Origin of the sequence: Oceanicoccus sp. KOV_DT_Chl (assembly GCF_900120175.1) — a bacterium.
In the GTDB taxonomy this organism is placed as follows: Bacteria; Pseudomonadota; Gammaproteobacteria; order Pseudomonadales; family Dasaniaceae; genus Oceanicoccus.
The window spans coordinates 39,480-60,434 of sequence record NZ_FQLF01000007.1; the positions used below are offsets into that span (position 1 = coordinate 39,480).

At 43.4% G+C, this 20,955-nt stretch carries 13 protein-coding genes, 1 pseudogene and 1 riboswitch; of the genes and pseudogenes, 4 read left to right on the forward strand and 10 right to left on the reverse strand.

Features of this window, described 5'->3' with window-relative positions; genetic code table 11:
• On the reverse strand, positions 1-387 hold the full coding sequence (gene sdhD, locus UNITIG_RS21440; protein ID WP_101760382.1) for a succinate dehydrogenase, hydrophobic membrane anchor protein: 387 nt from the start codon (positions 385-387) through the stop codon (positions 1-3).
• On the reverse strand, positions 381-755 hold the full coding sequence (gene sdhC, locus UNITIG_RS21445; RefSeq protein WP_101760383.1) for a succinate dehydrogenase, cytochrome b556 subunit: 375 nt from the start codon (positions 753-755) through the stop codon (positions 381-383). The genes sdhD and sdhC overlap by 7 nt, the downstream gene beginning before the upstream one ends.
• A 595-nt stretch (positions 756-1,350) precedes the next feature.
• Here sdhC and gltA point away from each other — a divergent pair.
• On the forward strand, positions 1,351-2,637 hold the full coding sequence (gene gltA, locus UNITIG_RS21450) for a citrate synthase (protein ID WP_101760384.1): 1,287 nt from the start codon (positions 1,351-1,353) through the stop codon (positions 2,635-2,637).
• A gap of 386 nt (positions 2,638-3,023) precedes the next feature.
• Here the strand turns inward: gltA and UNITIG_RS21455 are convergent, their stop codons facing one another.
• The 5 genes from UNITIG_RS21455 to UNITIG_RS21475 all read right to left on the reverse strand — a co-directional run bounded on the left by UNITIG_RS21455 (position 3,024) and on the right by UNITIG_RS21475 (position 9,493).
• Positions 3,024-5,114, reverse strand: coding sequence for a TonB-dependent receptor domain-containing protein (locus UNITIG_RS21455; RefSeq protein WP_101760385.1), 2,091 nt, complete (start codon positions 5,112-5,114; stop codon positions 3,024-3,026).
• Positions 5,115-5,149: 35 nt separating this feature from the next.
• Entirely contained in the window at positions 5,150-5,785 is a 636-nt protein-coding gene (locus UNITIG_RS21460) for a TonB-dependent receptor (RefSeq protein ID WP_145999255.1), read from the reverse strand.
• Positions 5,786-5,924: 139 nt separating this feature from the next.
• A complete protein-coding gene (locus UNITIG_RS21465) occupies positions 5,925-7,844 on the reverse strand; it encodes a hypothetical protein (RefSeq protein ID WP_101760387.1) in 1,920 nt (639 codons plus the stop codon).
• Positions 7,845-8,423: 579 nt separating this feature from the next.
• Positions 8,424-8,747, reverse strand: a complete 324-nt coding sequence (locus tag UNITIG_RS25820; protein ID WP_101760388.1) for a helix-turn-helix domain-containing protein — start codon at positions 8,745-8,747, stop codon at positions 8,424-8,426.
• A complete protein-coding gene (locus UNITIG_RS21475; protein ID WP_145999256.1) occupies positions 8,711-9,493 on the reverse strand; it encodes a hypothetical protein in 783 nt (260 codons plus the stop codon). Before UNITIG_RS21475 ends, UNITIG_RS25820 begins: the two co-directional genes overlap by 37 nt.
• A gap of 327 nt (positions 9,494-9,820) precedes the next feature.
• Here UNITIG_RS21475 and UNITIG_RS21485 point away from each other — a divergent pair, with 327 nt between their 5' ends.
• Positions 9,821-11,575: an alpha/beta hydrolase gene (locus UNITIG_RS21485; protein ID WP_101760391.1), complete on the forward strand. Its 1,755-nt coding sequence runs from the start codon at positions 9,821-9,823 to the stop codon at positions 11,573-11,575.
• A gap of 340 nt (positions 11,576-11,915) precedes the next feature.
• Here UNITIG_RS21485 and UNITIG_RS21490 read toward each other — a convergent pair whose 3' ends face one another.
• The 3 genes from UNITIG_RS21490 to UNITIG_RS23805 form a co-directional block, all read right to left on the reverse strand.
• Positions 11,916-13,766, reverse strand: a complete 1,851-nt coding sequence (locus UNITIG_RS21490) for a methyltransferase domain-containing protein (RefSeq protein ID WP_101760392.1) — start codon at positions 13,764-13,766, stop codon at positions 11,916-11,918.
• 50 nt (positions 13,767-13,816) lie between these two features.
• On the reverse strand, positions 13,817-15,361 hold the full coding sequence (locus UNITIG_RS21495; protein ID WP_101760393.1) for a sulfotransferase: 1,545 nt from the start codon (positions 15,359-15,361) through the stop codon (positions 13,817-13,819).
• An 802-nt stretch (positions 15,362-16,163) separates the two neighbouring features.
• Complete coding sequence (locus UNITIG_RS23805; RefSeq protein WP_200821412.1) at positions 16,164-16,715, reverse strand: VPLPA-CTERM sorting domain-containing protein; 552 nt, start codon at positions 16,713-16,715, stop codon at positions 16,164-16,166.
• Between the two features lie 25 nt (positions 16,716-16,740).
• Positions 16,741-16,851, reverse strand: a riboswitch (cyclic di-GMP riboswitch).
• A gap of 959 nt (positions 16,852-17,810) precedes the next feature.
• Between UNITIG_RS23805 and UNITIG_RS21505 the strand changes: the two are divergent.
• A pseudogene (locus tag UNITIG_RS21505) lies at positions 17,811-19,447 on the forward strand (acetolactate synthase large subunit).
• A 31-nt stretch (positions 19,448-19,478) separates the two neighbouring features.
• A complete protein-coding gene (locus UNITIG_RS21510) occupies positions 19,479-20,909 on the forward strand; it encodes an aldehyde dehydrogenase family protein (RefSeq protein WP_101760394.1) in 1,431 nt (476 codons plus the stop codon).
• The last annotated feature ends 46 nt before the right edge of the window (positions 20,910-20,955 follow it).

Sequence of the window (20,955 nt, forward strand, 5' to 3'; positions counted from 1 at the left end):
TTAACCCCACAGAATCTGGATGCCCCAGACAACATATGTGAAAAGGACAATCGCGCTGGCGGCTTGAAAAGCCCAACGCAGCACATTAGCTTTAGCACCTACAGCAGGCCCTAATTTAATTGTCAAAACATGCTTAACCAGATAATCGGTAGAAACACACCACAAACCAATCCATGCATGGGCTGCTACAGACAGAATTGCCGCCACACTAAATACCTTCATCCAGGTTTGGTCAAACAAACCCTTCCAAGCTGCATAGTCTGGAGAACACCACAATAAAACCACAGCAATAACAATGGTGTATGCCAGCAAAATTACACCGGAAACTCGCTGTACCACCCAATCAGATAAACCACTACGGCCAAAATTTGTTACTTGCGTTACCATATCAGCGCCCCCACCATAATAATTAAGACAGCCGAAATGCCGAATACCATCTTGGCCATGGAAATGCCGCCTTCAAGTGTCTCACCAAACCCCATGTCCATGATCAAGTGTTTCACGCCAGCCACACTGTGATAGATCAACGCAGCGAGTACACCCCACACAATTAATTTGAAGAAAACCGAATCTCCCAGCGACATAACGGCATTAAAGCCCTCTTCGCTAGCCAGGGATTCGTCCAGGAGCCAAAGCAGAATGGCAGCACCAGCAACTAAAATCACACCGGAAATACGGTGAGTAATAGAAGCAAGCGCAGGTAATGGCAGATCAATAGTGCCAAGATCTAGATTTACAGGTCGTTTATCAGTCACGGTTTTATCACACTTGTCGGGCTGTCACTTTTATACTTTCAATAACAAGAAAAAAGCCACAGCAGTTAAGGTCAGAGAAACAGTTTGATTGCAGTCGCATAGCTGCCAAATCAATTGAGAAAGAGCAAAAACCCTATATCTACGAAAGACTTAGCAACGACTTTAAATTCGCGGCGAATTATAGGCACATAGATTAGGAAATACAAACGATACAACTAATACACCGATGCTAAATCCGATAAATCCGGCGACTCACTTTAAACTCCTAAGCGCGCCCCAAAACGAAGCCCTGTGCACCAAATTCAAGCCGCATAACAGGGACACACAATCACTTTACCGGCCCCCAATCCAAACTATTTCAAACGGGCCCAAATCCAATAGTCATTTACCCGGATTAGCTCTTAATTTACTGATCCCAAAGGGAAACTCACCATTGACAAATTGCGGCAAAACTCTATAGTTGGTGCCCTTCGGCTAGCAATTAACATAGAAAACGCTACAAAAAGCCCACTATGTACAACGCCAATATGCAGAACAAGTAGCAACCGCATAATCGCTACCCTCTCGATTTAAAAACTACGTTTAGGAGCACTACATGTCCGACAAGAAAGCGACTCTGACCATACCCGGCAAAGACGCCATAGACCTCCCGATTTACTCCGGCACTATCGGCCCCGATGTGGTTGATGTAGGCGCACTCACCGGACAGGGCATGTTTACGTATGACCCAGGCTTTGTATCCACAGCGGCCTGCGAATCCAAAATTACTTATATTGATGGCGGCAAAGGCGTGCTACTTCACGCTGGCTACCCCATCAAGCAACTCGCTGAAGAATCCGACTTCCTGGAAACCTGCTGGCTACTCTGGCACGGCGAATTACCCACCGCTGCCGAAAAAGAAGAATTCGTTAATCGCATCACCATCCATACCATGGTGCATGATCAAATGAACTCTTTCTTCAAAGGCTTCCGTCGTGATGCCCACCCAATGGCCATTCTCTGTGGCGTGGTTGGCGCACTATCTGCCTTCTACCACGACTCACTGGATATCAATAACGAAAAACATCGCAACATTTCCGCGATTAGACTGATCGCAAAAATGCCGACACTAGCAGCCATGGCTTTCAAGTATTCGACTGGCCAGCCTTTTGTTTACCCCCGCAATGACCTTAACTACGCTGAAAACTTTCTCAACATGATGTTTTCTACCCCTTGCGAAGAATACAAAATTAGCCCAACCCTATCTAAAGCCATGGATAAAATCTTTATCCTGCACGCTGACCACGAGCAAAACGCCTCAACGTCGACAGTACGCTTGGCAGGTTCAACCGGCACTAATCCCTTCGCCGCTATTGCTGCCGGTATTTCTGCTCTATGGGGCCCTTCTCATGGCGGCGCCAACGAAGCGGTATTAACCATGCTGGAAGAAATTGGGGACGTTTCACGTATTGATGAATTCGTTGCCAAAGCCAAAGACAAAAATGACCCATTCCGCTTAATGGGTTTTGGCCACCGCGTTTACAAAAACTTTGACCCACGCGCCAAAGTAATGAAAGAAACCGCCGATGAAGTGTTGGCTGAACTCGGCCTGGAAAATGATCCACTATTAGCGATCGCCAAGCGCCTGGAACAAATTGCACTTGAAGATGAATACTTCATCGAGAAAAAACTCTACCCCAACGTAGACTTCTACTCCGGCATCATCCTCAAAGCCATGGGTATTCCAACCAGTATGTTTACAGTTATTTTCGTACTGGGTCGCACCCCTGGCTGGATTGCGCACTGGAATGAAATGATTAGTAACCCGTATAAGATTGGCCGTCCGCGTCAGCTGTATACTGGACCTACTGAGCGGAATTTTGTAGAAATTAGCAAGCGATAGAAGACAACGCCTTTTATCTAAAAATCACTTACGCTTTGTTAATTACACCATGCAAACACATAAAACGGGCTTTATTTAAAGCCCGTTTTTTATATCTTTAAAATTTCTCATCAGCAAAAATAGCACCCCATAAAAACCCAGCCCCCACTCGACTACTCTAGACCCGCCTGGGCAAACCCTCAAAAAGAATCATCTACTTCCCAGTGAAAAATATCCCCCCCCAGCTAGAGAATCATTAGATATAACACCAAGCCAACACGATCAACCCAAGTACAAGTCATTTTACTCAATATACAGCCACAAAAAAGGCCCCGCATAGTTAATGCAGAGCCTTCTGGATTAAATCATCAATAACTCGATATCGATGATTTAAACATCCAACAACATTAGAAGTTATATTTTATTGTTGTACCAAAAGTTGCCGGAGCGCCATAGCTAACAATATATTTATTAAATAACGCCAGAGTAAAAGTTCCTGAGACATACTCTTTATCAAATATATTCTTACCCCAAACAGTCACTTCCCAAGGACCTGAAAATACATTCAGATTCGCATTCCAAATAGTACGAGATGGAATGTAGGCTTGATTTAACAAGTCAACCCACTGACGAGACTGATAATTACCATCCAAGCGAAAACTAACATCCCAATCGCCAACCATCGTATTGTAGTTTACACCCCAGTTATATTGCTGTTTAGACACCTTGGAAAGATCATTGCCACCAATGTCATCATTACCACAAAGCTCACCAGGATCTATATAGGAGTTAAAGTTACCACCAATAGATGACCCATCCGCATTTCTATCATCCTTAAGATGTTGCTCAGTACACTCAAAATGATAATACCGTTTTGCGGCATCATACTTCACACCATCTTTATATCTAGGATTGGTATACGCGGCACCAAAATCAATTTCCCAGCTATCATTAATAATAAACCGGCCGTCAATCTCCATACCATAGTTTTCAACATCACCAATATTTGCTTGAGCAGTATTGGCATTTGGGCTCTGGAAACCACCATCTGTAATTGGCGCCTGACCACCAACAAGATCCGTCCAATCAATAAGATAAACCGCGGCATTCAACTGTAAAAAACCATCTAATAGCGTATTTTTACTTCCAATTTCATAGGTCCAGTTTTCTTCAGCATTAAAAGTAGATTGCCGGCGAACAGAGGTATTATTAAAACCACCGGCTTTCAAGCCGTTAGCCGCATAAGCATAAATAAAATTATCTTCTGTGATACGCCAATCGATATTTACCTTGGGGGTAAAATAATAGAAATTACGCTGATCCTCTGAAGGAATACAGTTAGGGTTATCATTATCACTAGGCGCACAAACCGATGAATCAATCTCAATCAAGCCAGTAACTGAGCCAAAACCTGAAGCAGTTTCACCTGCGCGAATAGCCAGATCATCGCTAAAACGCTCAACCGACTTATCTTCTTTGGTATAACGCCCTTCCACCAAAATAGTGACATCCGAAGTAATATCATATTGAATTGAAGCAAAAGCTGACGTTATTTTATCATCGTAATGCGTCCAATTTCCTTTGTTACCACTCCAAACATTAGCAAAGATGTCATAAATACCCACCTTCTCAACCTGATTTAACGGAGATAAATAGTTCAACTCATTGATGGGCACATAACAAGCCTCAGTCGGATCCTGATCCTGATCTAGCAAGCGATCCGGAGTAGTACAAATAGGCGCATAGTTGGTGCGATCATATTGCTCATCATCAACTCGTGAATAAAAACCACCAAAATTAACTTGTAAAGCTTCACTAGCCGCCCACTCAAAACGCACTTCATGGGACTCAGTAAATAACTCGATAATTGGTCGTGAACTCACGCCATTAGTTTGCATATAAGCATCAGCTCGATCCGAACCATCATTATTCAAGTCAACAAGGTTCGAACCAAATAAAACATCCCTATCAGCTGGCCCCTGCTGAATACCATCGTGATTGATATAGCCATAGTTATATTTTGCAGACCATACATCATTAATATCCCAGGCAAAGCCCAAGGAATAGATTTCAGTTTGAGCCTTAAAACCAAAGCCCCTTGGATCACTCTGACCCAAAACACGCGGATCTTCAGCCGTTTGACCGGCCCCGTAACCCCAATCTAACACTGGATCGCCATTAGCATCGATGGAGCCCACCCACGCCCCCTGACCAGGATCCAGAGGAATACGCCCCCTCCACAAAGTATTACCCTTACTCAAAGAAAACGGTCCACCCTGATCATAAGAGAGTGTCGAAAGAGTCACTTCATTAAAGTTCATATCACTAAAGGGAGTCGCCTGGAATTTTGCCACTTCGCGAACACCATTAATAATATATACCGGCTGGCTCTCCCGCTTAAGGTCAGTATTGTAATAACCCAAGTCAACTTGCATGCCATCTGATGGCAACCAGGTTAGACCGAAGTTGTAGGTTAGATCCTCACGCCCACCAAGCATCCCATCTTTACCACCATCACTGAATCCAGCAGGGTCTATTGTCGCATTGGGGTGTGCATTTTTAGTATGACCATCATATTCACTACTACCGATGGTGAATCGCCCCAGTAAAACCCCTCAGCCAATGGGCCGGTTACTGAGTACTTAAAATCTTCCCTGCCGTCCTCACCCAGTGTTGTCGAAAAATACGCCTCAAGCTCTTCTTGCGGTTTTTTAGTGACATAGTTAATCGCGCCAGCAAATGCATTTCGGCCATAAAGAGAGTTTTGCGGCCCCTTTACAACCTCGATACGCTCCATATCAACCATGCCCATGTTCGCCATGCTTTGACGTGATAAATAAATACCATCAAGAAACACCGCGACGTTTTGAACCCGATCCTGCAAAAAACCCTGACGTAAGCCACGAATAGTTGGACTCTCCTGATAACCAGAACTAGATCCACCACTGTAGGTTAAGCCAACGGTGCCACCAGCAACATCTTCGAGATTGACAAAATCACGACGCTCCATCTGCTCCGCACTAAAAGGGGTGATTGCTAAAGGAACTTCTTGCAGTGATTCTGCCGATTTTCGGGCAGTAACGACAACCTCTTCAATTTGCGCATAGGTTGGCATAGCTATGAATCCTGATAAAACCAAACCCATAGATAAAATTTTATTGTTAGACATTAATCCACCCCAAATGGTACTAATTTTGTATTCAATATGAATGCACTTTATCCAGAATATAAACCAGGTATCGCGCACAAAAATTATTATTGTAAAAACCAAATGATTGGGACAGCCATTGCTAGCCGTCCCCTAATGATTACTGCGGCTCAAAAGTTAAATAATATTTGCCACTAACTGAATTATTTGAAATATAGGTAATTAACAAATCACCCCCAATTAGCTCAACAGAAACCCGGTAGGTTTGCGGGCCTGTTGCAGTAAGGGTACCCGCAGGAATCAAATCATTACTTGCACCAGATGACAAACAACTCTGGAACACACCACCAGAAGTGGATCCAAGACCTAAAGGATCTGTAAAGTTCTCGGTACAAACAACATTACTAATGACCAACGTATCGGCGGACACATTAGCAACCCAATCTGCCAGATAGTCCGCATTAACAGCATAATTACTTGCAGTAACCGCTGCAGCAACATGTATATCGATAGCACCGGTAAATACATTGCCATTAGTTGTTACAAGGCCACCAACCACATCCACTGCACCATCAGCTCTTGGGGCAAGAGTGTTCTCACTCTCAAAGGAGGTTAATACATAACAGGTACCTGCTGTACTTTCATAGCCACCACAATTTAACGATATACTCGCATCAAACGGGTAATCATCATCACCACCATTTGGAAAGTTTTGATCCACAGGGATTCCATTCGTTACAACGCCATTAGTCGCACCGTCACCGTCAATATCAGGATCACAAACATCCCCTAAATCATCGCCATCAAGATCGTCATTTTGGCCGTTAAAATTTGCAACAGCGATACAGTTATCTGAGATATCCGCTATGCCATCTTCATCCAGGTCAGCCAAGCAACCAAATACAACTTTATCCTGTTCTGAAACTGAATCATCAAAACATACACTGTTAATACCAGCGTCTCCATCGTCATAATCTATGCCGAGGTTAATGGCGTAGCTATCAGCAGCCAACAAGGCACAAAAGCCATCACCATCACTATCAACCGACCCATAAGTAAAATTGGTGCCTGAATCCAAATCACACATGTCACCGTTATTGCCAACACCGTCGCTATCAGAATCCGCCCACTCTGAGCTATCAAAAATAAATAGATCTTCGCCATCACAAAACGCATCGGCATCAGAATTAATTTGTTCGTTAATATTACTCGGGCAAGCATCTTCGCTATCAATTACCCCATCACCATCTGAGTCCAAGCCGGGTATAACAACCCTAAGTGATGAAATTGTTAAACTATTATCAACGACAGTATTCGGTGAAAGAGAACCAGCCTCCAGGATTAGAAGTTGCTTGATGTCGCCTATGCTGGTGCTAGCGCCAGGCACCAGTAAGTTATTAGGGTTTTGAGTTACCACCGCCCTTATATCAGCAATACCCTGTAGCGCAGTCAATGTCCTGCCAGGCGTTGAGCCATTAATATCGCCATCGGATAGATCGGCCGCCAAATCAATGAGCAATTGCCTGGAGTTAGTGCTGCCACCCTGATCACCAAGATCAACGATTATGGCGGAAAAGGCCTCTAATGCGACTCGGTAGTTAAATGTATCAATCTGACCGGCACTACCATCAAAAATTGGCGATGTAGTGAAAATATCCAAATCGTCGCCAAGCAAGCCAAAGCCGAAACTGGCCTTAAGAGAAGTAACTGCGCGATCGATAGCACTACTAGCGCCCTCACCGTCTCCAAGCAGCTCTTCAATTGTCACATCGCCATCGTTATTGGCATCAGCAATCTCAACAGCGATATCCAAAGCAAAGGTCGTTAACGGCGTTGCAAAAACCTGACTACCTGAAACAAATACATCAGCGGGTACAATGGTTCTGAGAGGAGATATCAGCGGCGCACTACCTGATGTTAAGTCAGTACCACCACTCACCTCCATAAGGAAAGCACTATCCAATCTGCGTGAATTGATAGTGATACCTGAAAGCCGGGCCTGATCAGTGGTTGTACCGGAAGCAATCAAGTCACCCTTCAACTCTGGATGGGAAGTATCTATTAGGTATATGTCAACCAATGCATCTGCTAAAGGCCCCTTAACAGCCGCCCATTAATAACTACCTCATCAGGATCCTCTTGAATAGGGTCAGCACTATCGCTTGACCCCCCACTACAGGCCGACAAAATGGAAACCATCATCGACACAATTAGGCCAAGAAGCACTCTACGGAGATTGAACATGACTACCCACCATATTACTTATAATTTGAATTATTCGACCAAGTTAACATAATGTTATAACAATTAACATAAGGAGCCGATATTTTATTTAATACTACCCACAGGCACTATTTTGCCCTCTATTACCACAAAATTGCGACAAGCCAACAAGGCAAAAATAAACACAAAATAGAGACACGCGTCACATAAAATGAGCGCTAAAAGAACCTGCAAGAACGCAAACAAATCGCAAATGAACGAGTGAGCAAACACGTCGGAAGGCCTGACGATCCTGGCAGCGGGCGCTGCCCCAAATATCACTTAAGCATGCGAGTAAATGCCCCAACCTCAGCTTAGGGAATGCCAACGCCTATAGAGGCATAATCGCTACAGGGACACGAGCTGCATACAAGCAGCGTGATCGGAACGTTTTAACTTACGATGGATGGACTGCTTTTTTAACTGCCTTCCTATATTCCGAAGGCGTAACAGAGGAATATCTCTTAAACATCAAATTAAACGACGACTTTGAATTAAAACCCGAATCAAGAGCAATATCTAATAGCGACTGGTTACTAAACTCGGCAAGCGACATCAAACGTTTAGCTTCTTTAACTCTTGCACGATTAATATATTCTGAAAAACTAATACCATAATGATCGTTAATAATTTCTGACAAGTATCTTGGTGAGGTACCCAAATCAAGAGCCAGCTGCTTTACTGTTATTGCAGGGTTAAGAAATGGCTTGAACTCGAGCACATAAGCTTCGAGCTTCGCCGCCCTCCCCTATCAGCATTAATACCACTTAAAACATCCTTATCTTTAATATCAATTAAAAGCTTAGCCTCATCGTCATCAAAGTCAGGAATGTTTCCAGACGACTTCAAGCCAATAAATACAAAAAAACCAAACAACACACTTGTCACAAATGCAAATATAAAATCAAATATGTAGGTGACATCCGCATCTACATAGGTTGCAACAACAATTCGGATAGTCTGAAATAAAACAATAGCTGAAATGATGTGGACCGCCCTATACAACCCTACAACCACCTGCGGCAAGGCAGTAGCACGATTGACTTCGGTCAACTTACGGTAATTATTCAGCCTACTATAGCAGGCGAACACATAGGCAATCAGGACAATACAGCTGGCCAAACCAATTTCAGCAATACCGATATAGCCTAAATACTTAAGTGTAAATATTAAAACAAAAGGTAATAAATGCGCGAGATGCCTAAGCCTGTATTTAAACCCCTGCTGCAGTAATTCCTGAATAGTAAAAAAAAACAAAAAACCATAAAGAAAGTTAAATGTGACACTATAATCGACTAACTCAGGCGCTATAACATCCCTCATACCTCTCATACCAGCATGTATGGCATTACAGAAAAAGAAGGCAGCCAAAGCATAACTACGCTTTAAAGAAAGTACGAACAACCCCAGTAAAAGACTGAAGCCAGACAAAAGAAATAGAAATAAGTAAACGGGTATAAACGACATTTATAATTATTTGGACATTAGTTGAATGAAGATTCTTACATGAATTCCATCAATTAGCAGTAAGTACTATTACCGGCCATACAATCAAGAACACTATTAAGACAGCCGTCACACTGCCATCACGGCAATATTGTGACGGAAAAACACCAAGCAAAACGCCTATAAATTGACACCAAGCCAGCCCAAATAAATTAATTATCATAAAAGCGTCCAGCATCGCGATCTTGGTCGATTCATATCTATCAAATGATAATAATGTGTCGCTACAAAGACCCATAAATAACAGAAACAGAATGGGGCCCAATAATAAATTTGGAGATTCAAGCAATGAAAAAGTTTTCCATATCACCGTGGATCGCTGCTGCGGCCACCATCATCTTCAGTACAAACAGCCATGCATTATGGCCGGACACGACTGGCGTCGGCGTTTGTAATTTTTCAAACCCGTATGCAGGCACGAGCGACTGTATCGTTTACTCAGGGGACAACTGGGACGCTACGACAGCGGCAAATGATTGCGCCACTTTATTTTCAGCTAGCTATACCTACTCTTTCTCCCTTGGAGGCACTTGCAACCTGCCCAATGAGGCCGCCGTATGTGTTGAAGATAGCGCAACAGCTGACGAAAAAATAAACATCAACTCTGAAGATCTTAATAAAGACGAATCCCAATGTAATACATTGTCTGGCGTATGCGCCGCCATCATTAAGGGCGACTACTATCCAACACCCGGAGGAATATGTGATACGGAACCAGAACCTACTCCCTGCGAAGAATTGGGCCTTGAAACTGAAGCCTGCGTAGCTCTGGAAGACACAAGCGAGGTGGACGTTACCGAGGACACTGACTACATAAGCTTTATGCCGCTAGGCAACAGAGGCGACTCAAACTTTATTTTTATTCCTGGCGCTTCGATATTACCGGAAGCCTATGCACCTTTAGCTCAGGAGCTCGCAAAGAATGGTATTCATACCACCATCCTTGTAAACCAAGACCCCGCCCCCATCCAGGCTATTATGAATTTACCTGAAAATGGCGCAGTACAAAACTGGCTTATTGGCGGACATAGCCTTGGCGGTGTTGCAGCTTCAAAATACATCCTTGATAATCCTGGTACCATTTCCGGCCTTGCACTACTGGCCAGCTTTCCTGATGTGGTAGACGACCTTAGCTCAGAAGCCATCCAGGTTGTGTCTGTTTATGCAGAAAATGACTTATTGGCAACCCCAGCAGAAGTAACCGGTGCAGCCGCTCAACTTCCTGCCGGTAAAACAATTTTTGCCGAAGTTCGCGGCGGTAACCATGCTAACTTTGGGCACTATGGGGACCAAGGAGGAGACGGTGTCGCAGATATTCCGAAATACAAGCAACTTGAACTTACCTCCGCTTCAATTAGACACCTTGCAGCACGTGTAGCAGCCAACTCAACAAACACATTGCATCCATACGCATTCCTGATGGATAAGATGACCAATATAACAGGCTGTAAATGGACTCAGCATAACGCTGCAAGCTACACCATGGGCCAAATATTGAATGATACCGCTGTTGAGTATACCGACTCTTTAAGTAGCTTTGTGTCTTCTCAGCCAACTCTAACCCCAGGCGGCTCAACACAGTTTCAGGTGAAAAGCTATATTGGACAAAGCGGAAACGCAACTGACTTAGATCTTCCACCAATTGTTGACGGCAGCATTCAATGCAAAGGGATCACTCAGGATCGAGTTATTGATGAACTTCAAATACAACCTTTCAAAGAGCAAGGCCAATGTAAAGACATGCACATGTTTACCGCCTATTATGCAACGTTTTTACTAGGTGACGATGCAAACTTCCTGTCATGGACGTTCAACTTTACAGACGACCTTCAGTTTTCAACAGGCCCTGACTTCATCATTGATCCCACGGCAGTCCCAACAGTTGACATAGACGATGCCACCCGAACGGTAACAATCACAGCACCCGCATTCTTTGCGGAGAACAACCCTGAACTTTACGGCGCTGCAGCAGGACGACAGTACTGCAAGACGCTAAGTTTTGAAAAAATGTTCATGCTATTAAGATACCTGTCTAATAACTAGCATCTATAAAAAACCACAACAAACCGCCAGAATGGATCAGCAACTGGCGGTTTTTTTATCCCATATTTTTAGCCATTTTATCAAGCTAGAACTAACAATCATTCAACAGCTTGCAGCAGGATATTTTCCAGAAACAAAAAAGAAGGAGGGGTACTGGATAAGAAATAAATACTGATAATATTTAGCCCTGCAAGGAAGGAGGATGGACAGCCCCTATTTGATGAGAAAATCACTTTCCGGATATTACATACACTCTATTCTTAGCCACTTAGAAAAGAACACTGCATAGCATAACAACCCCACTCTATCGCATTAGTTGCAACAATATCTCTTCAACTAACTATACTAATTTTCGCACCCAAAATTTATAGCATGCACCAAACATGCCTGGGTTTCTTTGTTCGAAATGATGCCAATTTTCCAGCGAAGTAGCATTGGGATCTGAAGGAAAAGCGCGCAAATATTCAGCCTTTTTAGCAGGAGGCACATCAAGCAGCCCAAGAAATTCTAATTGATACTTTTCAAGCAGTGCTTTGACTTCTAATAGATCATATTGAAATTCATTTTCATGAAAAATCAAATCCCTTACATCAGACGTACTCCAAAAAGCAGAACCCGGTGATGATATTTTTTTTACCGGGTGCTGATCATCAAGACTAAAAACAGCCTCCCGGCACGCCCTCATGCCCTCAAGAGTAGATGAAAAACCTTCTGACTTTATGAACTGCCAACTATCCCTGACTGCTTCTCGCGCAAACTTACTATAGAGACCTAGCATAAGAAAACCGTTAGGTTTAACAACCGAAAGTAAATTTTGAAGCCCAAGGTCAGGATCGCTGACATGATGCAAAACACCGAAGCACTCCACGTAATCAAACTGCCTATTAAATTTTGAAAGCTCAAGGATATTGTAATTGATAAATTCAATCGCCCTGTTTCCTTCCTCACCAGCCTTACGGACAGCGTAAGCCAGGCTCGATGCCGACAAATCAATAGCCGTAATCGAGCTATGATTAAATCTTTTTTCGCACAAATCAGCCTGCAAACCTGTTCCACAACCAGCGATTAATATTGACGGTTTTGATACATTGACATCCCCTACTATCTCAACATGAGGGAAATGAACTTTTAAAAACTTTTTAACTGACACCTGGTTATATTCGGTAACTGTCTTCCACCGTGGAAAAGGTAACTCTTCGTACTGCTCTTTTACCGCCTTGGTGACCTCATCATCAATATCGTCAAGCGCGCCAATCTCTTGCTTAATTCGAATTTCCTCTAATGGATCCAAGACCTGATCCTTAACAAGAGAAACCCAATGAACCTCTTCGTCCGCCCCGAGCAATTTGACTAGCTCCATAGAAAAATCATACTTAAATAAAGGCTGGTAAGAAGCCAACAATGCAACCACCACCCAATCAACAGTTCCTTCCGACAACCCTCCCTTAATTTTTTGCTCCAGCCGAACTAATGCCTCACGCTCTCTTATTGATTCTCCATAGATATACTCATTAATAAAATTCTGCTCTGTTAACGCAGAAATAAATAACGTCATATCAGCAAGATCAGCCGAGCCTTTATCATCAACATACAGCAACAAGGATCGCCGCAATGATGTCAACACTGTTTCAAGCAAACGATTCGGCACAGCGGTGCTCTTAATCAATGAAAGAAATAATGGATCAGATAAAACCACACCAAATTTCTTGCTTTCAAAAATCTGCCTTACTAACTCTTCCTCTTTTGAAGCAGAGGCCATAGCATCGAAAACAGGCCTAAAGCCAGGCTTCTGGATTATTTGTGCTACTGCACCTACAGCTAACGGGCGATGATTTATATACTTTGTCTTAAAGCACTGCAGGTACATTTCTTCTAACTGAGGTATATAACGATCAAACTGAATACTTTCAATAACCGTTGAAAACAGGCTATAACTTTGGGCATGATCCGGCATGAAATGCATAGCCTTATGCAAGCATGCAAGCGTTTCTGATACCTTACCATTAGCAAAATATATGTTTGCCATACCAAAATACGGCAAGCCATTCTCAGGGTCTATCTTTTGCGCCAGTGTAAATGCATTCATTGCACCGTTGATATCCCCTGAACGAGCAAGGGAATTACCTATCTCATATTGCTTGGTGGATTTTGCTGACTTCTTCTTTTTCTGGATGCTTTTTCTTTTATTCATTGTTTAATCACAGCTCAATTTTTATCAAAAAAATACTCACAGGACTGCTTCTACTGCGAAAAAGCCTGCAATAAAGGCTGAATGTGATTAGCAAAAGGCTTCCACCCCTCAACTGCACCCTTATAGATAGGAGACCTTACTTGCAAAGAGCTATTTGTTCTGACATCACGCAACGACAAATGCGGTGTCAAACAAGCACTTTCAAACTTAAGGCCACAGAAGTTTAATAGCGCCCTAACCTCCTCCTCAGTATTTTCTATTAGCGCTTCATACTCGACATCATAAATTTTATAGGGTAATACGTTATGCCAATGTTTCATCAAGTTATTATACAAGGCATAGAAAGCTGCTAATTCCTCGAGATTATTGCTATAGGGGTAATGACCTGCAAAGCTTGTTTTATAAATAGAAAAACAAGTATCTACAGGGTTACGAGCCACATGGATAAATTTTGAATTAGGTAGAATGATTTTGATTAAACCAAGCCACATAAAATTATTCGGCATTTTGTCAACAATATATATTTCTGCTGGATTTTTGTTATACGCCCTGGACTTATCAATATAAAGATTCCCCAAGGCCTTAATAGTCTCTGCATCAAGCTCCCGAACCCCCTCACATATAGGCTTTCCTGAGAGCTTTTCAATACCGCTTACAACACTTCCCATTACACCCATTTCACCGCCAGAACACACATCAGAATGACACGACAATATTTGCTCTACCAACGTTGAACCTGACCGGGGTAAACCGACAATAAAAATGGGGCCAATGCCCGCCTCCCCCGCCCCTTGTCTCTGTGAAATAAAGTCAGTAGTAAAAGTCTGCGCTATCCGCCCAAACAGCGCTTCATGCGCAGCAACACTATAATCAGGCGACATACTGCGAAGCATATTGTTAGCATCACTAAAATACGAAAAGGCTTTATCGTACTCTTTTACATCGCTAAAAACTTTGCCGAGCGCAAACCCTAACAAATAGCGATCAGGCGCTTTAAACGCATCACTGTTATACAACTGTTCCATTACCGAAACCTGCTCGCCAATTTCTTCATGACGGCGAATATTGGCTAACAAATAATAACAAGCAGCAAATTGCGGATTTATGTCCAGGGCACGTTCTGCATATTCTTTCGCCTCTACAAACTGACCTAACGATTGCAAATTTACCGCAATCATATAGCACGCTTGCGCACTTCCAGGGTCGATCAAATAAGCTTTCTGGAAACAACGCAGCGAATCTTCAGTAAATTGGTAGGCAAAAAACTTTTGTCCTAATGCTTCCAGTGCCTCCTTATTACCTTCTTCCAATGCTTCGACTTGCTCAAGATAAAAAAACATCTCGTCGACATTCGCTAACTCGTAGGCAATTTCTGCAACTTTTAGTCGACTATTAATATGCTTCGTATCTAGCTCAGCTGTTTTCTTCATATACACCAAAGCATTAGCCAAATCACCCAGCATGATACAACAATGGCCCGCCTGATAATGAACCTGGGCATTCTCAGGCTTCTCGTGTAGAACTTGCTTGATCAGACGGAGAGCCTCATCGTACCGCTTCGCAGACATCATTGACCCAATCATCTGTTCTTTCATTCTAAATCCTCACGTCTTTCCCAACGAATAATATCTTTAAAAAAATAACCACCAACCAACCTAAAAGTAAATCCAGAGAAGAAGCACAGATGCGCCACCCACCCCATTGCTGTTGTATATAGGCAAAACTATAACTGAATTGCTCTAACGGTACTCACAAACCTCACCAATACGTATTCTAAATATTCCTCCTGACACTTCAACGTGTAAAGATCTAGAATATTTCTCAGTATTTGTCCCGACTCATTGTCGGTGGGGGGTATTTTTCATCGCTATCACTTGCCTCGCTACCAAACTTCCCAAAAGTGCATTCACAGCTGATAAATAACTAAGTTATCAGCAAAATACCGCCAGCCTATAAACATAATGGTTAAAGCGAAAAAACATCTCCGGATAACACCATGTAATTGTTAGCAGCCTCATGACAGCCAACCATGATAGCTCAAAAATTTGCGACAACTTTATCGTCCTGGTTTGAAATTTTGATATAACTCAACGGAAGCACCAACCTGGAATAAAGAAAATATTTCCTGGAAAACACTTCGGCACTATTACGGCAAACCAAGCGCATAGAAAAAGGAAAAACCGATTTAACTATTGAAGCAGCTGACAAACCCTCACTCAGCGTAGCGGGAAGGAATAAATCGAGACCATGATAATAGCCAGCACATTATTATTCTTGAGTACCTTCTCTTTAATATCATGACTCATAACAAACCACTTATAGGCACAAAACCCAGACAAAAAAAACGCGAGCCCAAGGCTCGCGTTTCTCGATTAACAACCCGAAGGTCGCAATCAATTAAGCACGCTTACGACCGATACCAGCCAAACCAACAAGAGCTGAACCGAACAACCATGCAGCTGCAGGTACTGGTACTTCAGATACTGGACCACCAACAGCCTGGAAGTTGAAGGAGTATACATTTGCTACTGCGCTACCTGGCTCAGGAGAAGTAACAGTGAAGTTAGTTGAACCTGGGCCTGCATCGTTAGTAGTTGCATAAACTTGCTCAAGCATGAAAGTAGTACATGCGCCAAACACGTCACCTGGGTTATTAGTACAGCTACGGTTAGAAACAGTCAAAGCACCAGTGATCATGCTTAATGACCAGTCTGCAGTGTAATCAAAGTTTGTTACGTTAGTAACTGAACTGATTGCAACAGAACCAGACAATACGAAAGTATCCAAGTCAAGCTGTAGTGAACCTGAATCAGGAGAGCCGCCCAAGCTACCAGGAACTGGCTGGAACTGGTTCGCTACAAATGAATCAGTCAGGATGAATGGAACGTAGTCCGCTTGAGCGGCAACAGATGCACCTACTAATGCTGTGGCTAATGCTAATTTTTTCATAATACTATCCTCGAGGGTTTACTCGAAGGGTGACCGGCTATCTTGATCGCTTCCTTGTAAACTAACTTCCATTATTACTGGATTAAGACCCTTGGCTTTCCGTCCCCACCTCACGATGAGTTTGGCTTTTTCCGTCTTGTTTTATTGTTTAAGGTTTTATTATTAAGCGACATAACTTTCGTCGCACCGTCTTTCTAAGACATGAATTAATAGTCAATATTGGTGCCAATAAATAATTTATTTTTAAATATCAATAGGTTACAGGCAAACCTATCAATAATCGGACTGCTAAAGAACGACATGTAATGACTTATGTCAAAAATATCGTCGTCCATAAACATAATGACCTATCAATAGGACATAACCACTGCAAATTAGTACCCACCAAATGTTACACCCGTATCAAAAAAAGTACCGACACCCCCTCACAAGGAACATTACACTTAGGAAGCAAAATTTATTGATAACAATGCAATATACTGATTATCCAAATAATTATCAGCATATAATATGAAATATTTTTTCACCCCTGCCTGCTAAATTTACCCTGCCTACCGGTTTAAATTACTGCCCCAAAAAATACACTAAACTATTGATTTATATAACTTAAAAATAAAAATAACCCGCCTTATAGCGCCGAATTCAGTTCAAGTAATTACACCAGTCATTCAAAAACCGATATTAACTTCCTATGCCCAAGCGTCAACCTGTATATATGATACTAACTCTGGACAGTAATCAGTCAATATTCCCGTAAATCATAAGCAAACCCAGCAGTGTTAAATAATCCGACACATTCGACAGGTCGGCATTAATTTTCGCACTATCTTGGCGCAAAAATTACGAGACGACAATGCGAACTACCACGGAAATCTATATGCCGCTGATTTATATAGGTTTTTTTAAATTAGAAAGGAAATCTATTCCAGCAATAATTTACACCCTGACTACAGTAGCACCAGCTCAACGTTTACTACTCGCACCCGATCCCATAGATTTGCCATTTTCGCTCGTGTTTAGCCTCTTTCTGGTCTATACAAAAAGACACAATAAATTTTCAACACGCCCTGCCCCCCCACCATATAGGAGAAAGCAATGAAAGCATCTGACCTTTTCGTAAAGGCTCTAGAAGCAGAAGGAGTTGAATACATCTTTGGTATTCCTGGCGAAGAAAACCTGGACATGCTTGAGTCGTTACGCCATTCATCAATCAAGCTAATCCTGACTCGTCATGAACAAGCCGCCGGCTTTATGGCGGCAACTTATGGCCGTTTGACAGGAAAAGCCGGTGTCTGCATGTCTACACTGGGACCAGGGCGACAAATTTCGTTACCGCTGCAGCGTATGCACAACTAGGTGCTATGCCGATGCTAATGATTACCGGACAAAAACCGGTCAAATCAAGCAAGCAAGGCCAGTTCCAAATTGTCGATGTGGTCGACATGATGGGACCACTGACCAAATTTACCCACCAGATCGTCAGTAGCGACAATATTCCCTCCAAAGTACGTGAAGCGTTTCGGCTTGCTGAAGAAGAGCGCCCTGGCGCTACACATCTGGAATTACCCGAAGACATTGCTGATGAAGACAGCAATACCGCGCTGGTTAATATCAGCACACATCGCCGCCCAATTGCCGAAGAAAAAGGTGTGCGCCACGCCGTAGAAATGATTGAAAAATCTATTCAGCCGTTAATTCTGGTTGGCGCTGGCGCCAACAGAAAATTACCAAGCAAGATGCTCACGGAATTTGTTGCTAAAACCGGCATCCCCTTTGTCACTACTCAAATGGGTAAAGGTGTTATCGATGAAACCAGTGAACTGTTTTTAGGTAACACGACCTTGTCAGACGGTGACTTCGTCCATCGCGCGATTAATGCAGCAGATTTGATTATCAATGTGGGGCACGATGTGGTTGAAAAACCGCCGTTCTTTATGCATGAACTCAGCAAAGTGATTCATGTGAATTTTAATTCCGCCCAAGTCGACCCCGTCTATTTCCCGCAAGTCGAAGTGTTAGGTGATATTGCTAATAGCATCTGGCAGATGAAAGAGCGCATCACCGCGCAACAGCACTGGAACTTTAATTACTTCATGGAAGTAAAATCACATATGGATGCCCACATCCTGGAAGGCGCTGATGACGACCGCTGGCCCGTTTACCCACAACGTCTGGTGGCTGATGTTCGAGCAGCCATGCCCGATGACGGCATCATCGCTTTGGATAATGGTGTCTATAAAATATGGTTTGCCCGTAACTATCGCGCCAAAAAACCCAATACCGTGCTACTGGATAACGCGCTGGCGACTATGGGGGCCGGCTTGCCTTCAGCCATGGCCGCGCATCTAGTCTCTCCAAATAAAGCGGTTACCGCTATCTGTGGTGATGGCGGCTTTATGATGAATTCTCAGGAAATGGAAACTGCGGTGCGTTTAAACATGCACCTCACCATCATCATTCTGCGTGATGATGCTTACGGTATGATCAAGTGGAAACAGGCCAATATGAACTTTGATAACTACGGTCTGGACTACGGCAACCCCGATTTTGTTAAGTATGCAGAAAGCTATGGCGCAAAAGGCTACCGCATAGAAAAAACAGAAGATTTATTGCCATTGCTTAAGGCCTGCCAAGCTGAACATGGCGTGCATTTAATTGATGTCCCTGTTGATTATTCTGAGAATGATCGCATTCTCAATGACGAGATCAGAGAACTTAGTAAGCGCATTTAAGCGACCACTCATTTAAAAACGGGACATCATTATGTTACAAACGCAATACCCCTACTACTTAGCCAACAAGGCAGTACAGGCCAATAATGATCTTGATGTGACTGATAAATATACGGGTGAAGTGGCGACTCAGGTAGCAATGGCTGATGCCGCCACCATTGATCAAGCAATTGCTGCCGCAGTAGATGCCACCGAAGCGATGGCCAAATTTCCTCCTTACGAACGTCAAAATGTGCTTAACCATTGCGTTAAACGTTTTGAAGAACGCTTTGAAGAAATGGCAATGGCACTGTGTATAGAGGCCGGCAAGCCGATCAAGGACGCCAGGGGTGAAGTATCGCGCCTGATTGATACCTTCAAAATTGCCGCCGAAGAAGCCGTTCGTATTGGCGGTGAAGTACTCAACCTTGAAATCGCCCCCAGAGCCAAAGGCTATCAAGGTATGTACAAGCGCGTACCTATTGGTCCCTGTTCTTTTATTTCTCCTTTTAACTTTCCGCTAAACCTGGCCGCTCATAAGGTCGCCCCTGCAATTGCTGCCGGCTGCCCCTTCGTGCTGAAACCAGCAAGTCGTACGCCGATTGGCGCTTTAATGATCGGCGAAATACTGGCAGAAACCAATTTACCGATTGGTGCATTTTCAATTTTACCCTGTCATCGCGATGGCGCCGATTTGTTCACCGTTGATGATCGCTTTAAATTATTAAGCTTTACGGGTTCACCGGATGTAGGCTGGGATTTAAAAGCCAGAGCTGGCAAAAAACCGGTGGTATTAGAGCTGGGAGGCAATGCCGCCTGTATTGTCGACCACGATACGGACCTGGATGACGCCGTGGAGCGAATTATTTTTGGTTCATTTTATCAATCGGGGCAAAGCTGTATCGGTGTGCAACGGATCATGATTCACAGCTCACTGTACGATGAATTCAAGCAACGCTTTGTCAAAGCCACCAAAGCATTGGTAATGGGCGACCCCAAAGATGAAACCACCTTTATCGGGCCAATGATTTCAGAAAGCGAGGCGAGACGACTCGATAGCTGGGTGCAGGAAGCAAGCGCCCAGGGAGCCACTATTCTTTGCGGCGGCCAGCGAGACGGCGCCATGCTGGAAGCGACGGTATTGGAAAACGTGCCATCAGATTGCAACATCAATACCAAAGAAGCGTTTGGCCCAGTCGTTGTACTATCGGTATTTGATGAATTTGATCAGGCACTTGCTGCCGTGAATGATAGTGATTTTGGTCTTCAAGCTGGAATTTTCACCCGTGACATCTACAAAGCCTATAAAGCCTGGGACACACTTGATGTAGGTGGTGTTGTCATCGGCGACGTTCCCTCCTGGCGGGTCGATAATATGCCCTACGGCGGCGTTAAAGACAGCGGCGTTGGCCGCGAAGGCATCCGCTATGCCATTGAAGATATGACGGAGATTCGTCTGATGGTGCTGCGCACACCACAATGAAAAAATGTCATCTTTAAACAAAAAAAGAGAAGCCAATGGCTTCTCT

What these genes read in the sequence shown, in the direction of transcription:
- UNITIG_RS21455 (WP_101760385.1), bottom strand. Translation starts at nt 5,114, where the DNA reads ATGCTTGGTGGGCGTGAGGATCTAACCTACAACTTCGGTCTAACCTGG.
- UNITIG_RS21460 (WP_145999255.1), bottom strand. Translation starts at nt 5,785, where the DNA reads ATGTCTAACAATAAAATTTTATCTATGGGTTTGGTTTTATCAGGATTC.
- gltA (WP_101760384.1), top strand. Translation starts at nt 1,351, where the DNA reads ATGTCCGACAAGAAAGCGACTCTGACCATACCCGGCAAAGACGCCATA.
- UNITIG_RS21490 (WP_101760392.1), bottom strand. Translation starts at nt 13,766, where the DNA reads ATGAATAAAAGAAAAAGCATCCAGAAAAAGAAGAAGTCAGCAAAATCC.
- UNITIG_RS21485 (WP_101760391.1), top strand. Translation starts at nt 9,821, where the DNA reads ATGAAAAAGTTTTCCATATCACCGTGGATCGCTGCTGCGGCCACCATC.
- sdhD (WP_101760382.1), bottom strand. Translation starts at nt 387, where the DNA reads ATGGTAACGCAAGTAACAAATTTTGGCCGTAGTGGTTTATCTGATTGG.
- UNITIG_RS21475 (WP_145999256.1), bottom strand. Translation starts at nt 9,493, where the DNA reads ATGTCGTTTATACCCGTTTACTTATTTCTATTTCTTTTGTCTGGCTTC.
- UNITIG_RS23805 (WP_200821412.1), bottom strand. Translation starts at nt 16,715, where the DNA reads ATGAAAAAATTAGCATTAGCCACAGCATTAGTAGGTGCATCTGTTGCC.
- UNITIG_RS21495 (WP_101760393.1), bottom strand. Translation starts at nt 15,361, where the DNA reads ATGAAAGAACAGATGATTGGGTCAATGATGTCTGCGAAGCGGTACGAT.
- UNITIG_RS21510 (WP_101760394.1), top strand. Translation starts at nt 19,479, where the DNA reads ATGTTACAAACGCAATACCCCTACTACTTAGCCAACAAGGCAGTACAG.